The sequence below is a fragment of the Candidatus Thiosymbion oneisti genome, from assembly GCF_900092655.1.
Lineage (GTDB): Bacteria > Pseudomonadota > Gammaproteobacteria > Chromatiales > Chromatiaceae > Thiosymbion > Thiosymbion oneisti.
The window spans coordinates 1-2,704 of the sequence record NZ_FLUY01001542.1 but is presented as its reverse complement, the minus strand read 5'-3'; the positions used below and the strand labels follow the sequence as shown (position 1 = coordinate 2,704).

The 2,704-nt window shown below is 61.6% G+C and carries 2 protein-coding genes; one reads left to right on the top strand and one right to left on the bottom strand.

Features of this window, described 5'->3' with window-relative positions:
* Nucleotides 1-220: 220 nt before the first annotated feature.
* Complete coding sequence (locus BQ17_RS15685; RefSeq protein ID WP_089728631.1) at nucleotides 221-1,426, bottom strand: exo-beta-N-acetylmuramidase NamZ family protein; 1,206 nt, start codon at nucleotides 1,424-1,426, stop codon at nucleotides 221-223.
* Nucleotides 1,427-2,147: 721 nt separating this feature from the next.
* Here BQ17_RS15685 and BQ17_RS15680 point away from each other — a divergent pair.
* Nucleotides 2,148-2,704: ATP-binding protein (locus BQ17_RS15680; RefSeq protein WP_089728629.1), on the top strand; the 557-nt coding region annotated here is incomplete at its 3' end.

Here is a 2,704-nt window from a genome sequence, read left to right as displayed (position 1 = left end):
TCTTCCTGCACCGCTATAATACGGAGCTATTGCCAGCTACTGGTTAAGCTGGCATTTAAAAATTAACCACCACCCAAGAACGGAATGGTGGACACAGGCCTGATGCTCTCCGCTGCGCGGAGCAACCAGGTTCCCACGCAGCGCGTGGGAACGAGAAACACTGCTGTATTAGGGACACGAATGAACCGCAAAGGCGTTTGAAACACGCAGGCGCAGGCAATCAAGGATAGCGTAGAAAGGGTTGCCGGTTCCGGGTCCATGCGGTTTCGTCAGGGACCAGCCGGGCCTCCAGATCGGCCGGTCCGGCGGCGGGGTCGTCCACCCACTCGCGGAGGAAGGTCCCGCCGGTGAGCAGGTCGATGGCGAGTCGCTCAGTCTCGTATTCATAGGGGAAATCCCGCCACAGCGGGTAGTCGGGATACTCCAGTCGCACGGATTTGAGCAGCAGGGCGGCAATCCGGTAGGGCTTGAAGCGCGCGTGCCGATAAGCGTGATTGTCGGTGTGGATCTGGAGCCCCGAGCATAGCTTACCGACGTGTTTGTGGAAGGTGGGCTCGAACCAGCAGCTGCGGAGCAGGCAACCCTCCAGCCAGTCGGGCCGCAGCTTGGACATGCGTTCGAGTACGCGCAGGAAGTCCAGATCGGGGGCGCCGATTACCTCCAGCGGGGTGCTGGTCCCGCGTCCTTCGGACAGGGTGGTGCCTTCGAACAGCACGGTGCCGGGAAAGCAGCGGGCCATGTTGAGGCTGGAGGCATTGGGGCTGGGATTGACCCAAGGGATCTGATGCAGGGGCCAACCATAGCCGGGTCCTGTCTGCGGTTGGTAGCCGGCCATGGTGACCACTTCCAGGTCGAGTGCCAGACCCTTGGCGTCGGCGAGCCAGAGCGCCAACTCGCCGCAGGTGAGGCCGTGGCGCATGATGATGGGCGCGGCTCCGACAAAGCTCTCCCAGCCCGTCTCCAGGAAGCTGCCTTCTACGGGACGGCCGGCGGGATTCGGGCGGTCCAGTACCCACAGGGCCTTGCCCTTGGCGGCGCATGCCTCCAGCAGATAGGCGAGCGTGGTCACATAGGTGTAGATACGGGTCCCGATGTCCTGCAGATCCACCACCAGGACATCGAAGGTGTCCAACATGGCAGCGGTCGGATAGCGGACCTCCCCGTACAGGCTGAATACCGGGATGCGGTGGCGCGGGTCCAGGTAGTCCGCGCTCTCGATCATGTTGTCCTGCTTGTCCCCGCGCATGCCGTGTTGGGCCCCGAACGCGGCCGTCAACCGGATTTCGGGGCAGTCCATGAGGGCATCCAGCGTATGACGACCGTCCGTCGTCAGGGACGCGGGGTGGCCGAGTAAGGCCAGGCGTTTGTCTGCCAGCGGCTTACGCCGCCGGGGGTCCCGCAGGAGTTCGTCGATTCCCGGTCGCATGCTTGTGTCCTCTGGTAGGGTGAGTGCGTGACTCACCTTGGCATCTATTCGATTGTCTCTCCCCAACCCCTCCCCGGCGGGAGAGGGGCTTTCGTACCTATCGCCTATGGAAGCATCCGTGTCGATTCGTGTCCATTTGTCGCCCTTAGGTCCTTGGCGTCCTTTTTCCGCGTAACCTAAGAGACTGTCTAAAAAGGCAGTCTCGTAGTGCCCCTTTGTGGCTTTATGTGATGTTCGTCTTTCTCACACAAAGCCACAAAGACACGAAGAATAGCGCATCAATCCAACACCGCAACCGGGTAGTGGTAAAACCCTAAATGGTAGCGCAATGCCATTAAGAGACCGTCTTTTTAGACCGCCTTTATCTGACAAAAACCTTTATAAACATAGCGTTAATTTTCATCAAGCCATCTACGGCAAGGGAGTTCCTAGACAGTCTCTAAGCGACGACCCGGCGGGCAGGACCCCTAGGGTGGGCTACGCCCACCAGTATGGGCTGCGCCCTCAATATCGGGTCTCCCTGGTGGGCACAGCCCACTCGACATCCGTGATTCCTCTTCCCCGCACCGAGCCGGTACAAGAAATCCTTTGTGACCGCTCGCTGCGGTAAAAGCCGCCTTGCGACAAGAACCCTATCGGCGTTGCCGTGGGTCGCGCCTTGTCAACCAAGGCCCATCCCGGTTAGATTGCCCTGAATCGACATGCCCCTGGGCGTAGAACCATGACCCAAGTGGAGATAGAACAAGCCGTCGAGTCGATCTGGACCCTGTTCCGGGAAACCGACCGGCGCCTCGACCAGCGCATCGCAGAGACCGACCGGCGTTTCCGGGAAACCGACCAGCGTCTCGGCCAGCGCTTCAAAGAGACTGACCAGCGCATCGCGGAGACCGACCAGCGTTTCCGAGAAACCGACCGGCGTCTCGACCGGCGTTTCGAGGCCACGGAGCGGGAAATCGCAGCCCTTTCCGCCCAGACCCGGGCGGCCGAGAACCTGTTTACCAGCCAGTGGGGCCGGTTGCTCGAGGCCCTCGTGGAGCCAGGGGTGGTCGAGCTGTTTCGGGCGCGGGGGATCGCGGTCAATCGCAGCCTGGAGCGGCCGCGGGTGCGCCAAGGCGGGGAGGAGCTGGAGATCGACCTGTTGCTGGTGGACGGGGATGCCCTAGTGGTGGTGGAGGTCAAGAGCACCCTGCGGGTGAACGACGTGCGCGCGCTCCTTAAGGACCTGAAGCGGTTTCCGGAGTTCTTCCCCGAATACCGGGGCTACCGCCTGTTCGGAGC

What these genes read in the sequence shown, in the direction of transcription:
- BQ17_RS15685 (WP_089728631.1), bottom strand. Translation starts at nt 1,426, where the DNA reads ATGCGACCGGGAATCGACGAACTCCTGCGGGACCCCCGGCGGCGTAAG.